The sequence below is a fragment of the Streptomyces sp. NPDC059861 genome (assembly GCF_042731435.1).
Lineage (GTDB): Bacteria > Actinomycetota > Actinomycetes > Streptomycetales > Streptomycetaceae > Streptomyces.
In genome coordinates this window covers 1-1,223 of record NZ_JBHWJQ010000095.1, presented here as the reverse complement: position 1 = coordinate 1,223, position 1,223 = coordinate 1, and the positions used below count along the sequence as shown (strand labels likewise).

Below are 1,223 nucleotides of genomic sequence, written 5' to 3'. Positions count from 1 at the left end.
ACCTCGACGACGACCGTCTCGCGGTCCAGCTCCTCCTCCGCCTCCGCGTCGGCGGGTGCGGTGAAGGGTTTGATGTCGTTGGCGAACTCGGTCTCGATCCAGCGGGTGTGGACGGTGAAGGGGTCGGTGGAGCCGGTGAGTTCGGGTGCGAACGCCGGGTCCTTGACGACCGCGCGGTGGAAGGGGATGGCGGTGGCCATGCCCTCGACCTGGAACTCCTCCAGGGCGCGTGCGGCCCGCTGGAGGGCCTCGGCGCGGGTGCGGCCGGTGACGATCAGCTTGGCGAGCAGGGAGTCCCAGGCGGGGCCGATCACGCTGCCGGACTCCACACCGGCGTCCAGGCGGACGCCCGGGCCGGACGGCGCGGCGAAGGTGGTCACCGTGCCGGGGGCGGGCAGGAAGTTGCGGCCGGGGTCCTCGCCGTTGATGCGGAACTCGAAGGAGTGGCCGCGCAGCGGCGGGTCGTCGTAGCCGAGTGCCTCGCCGTCGGCGATGCGGAACATCTCGCGGACCAGGTCGATCCCGGCGACTTCCTCGGTGACGGGGTGTTCGACCTGGAGGCGGGTGTTGACCTCCAGGAAGGAGATCGTGCCGTCGACGCCGACGAGGAACTCGACGGTGCCTGCGCCGACGTAGCCGGCTTCCTTGAGGATGGCCTTGGAGGCGGAGTACAGCTGGGTGACCTGGGCCGGCGAGAGGAACGGTGCCGGGGCCTCCTCGACCAGTTTCTGGTGGCGGCGCTGGAGCGAGCAGTCGCGGGTGGAGACGACCACGACGTTGCCGTGGGTGTCGGCCAGGCACTGGGTCTCGACGTGGCGGGGCTTGTCGAGGTAGCGCTCGACGAAGCACTCGCCCCGGCCGAACGCGGCGACGGCCTCGCGGACCGCCGACTCGTACAGCTCGGGCACCTCCTCCAGCGTCCGGGCGACCTTCAGGCCGCGTCCGCCGCCGCCGAAGGCGGCCTTGATGGCGATCGGCAGCCCGTGCTCCTCGGCGAAGGCGACGACCTCGTCGGCACCGCTGACCGGATCGGGTGTTCCCGCGACGAGGGGGGCACCGGCGCGCTGGGCGATGTGCCGGGCCGCGACCTTGTCACCCAGGTCACGGATGGCCTGCGGCGGCGGCCCGATCCAGATCAGACCGGCATCCAGCACGGCCTGCGCGAACTCGGCGTTCTCCGACAGAAAGCCGTAACCCGGATGGATGGCGTCCGCCCCCGACTC

General features: G+C 71.6%; 1 protein-coding gene. It reads right to left on the bottom strand.

What is annotated here, in order from left to right; genetic code table 11:
- The coding region (locus ACFV6X_RS35540) for an acetyl/propionyl/methylcrotonyl-CoA carboxylase subunit alpha (protein ID WP_385390556.1) at positions 1 to 1,223 on the bottom strand (1,223 nt) is incomplete at both ends.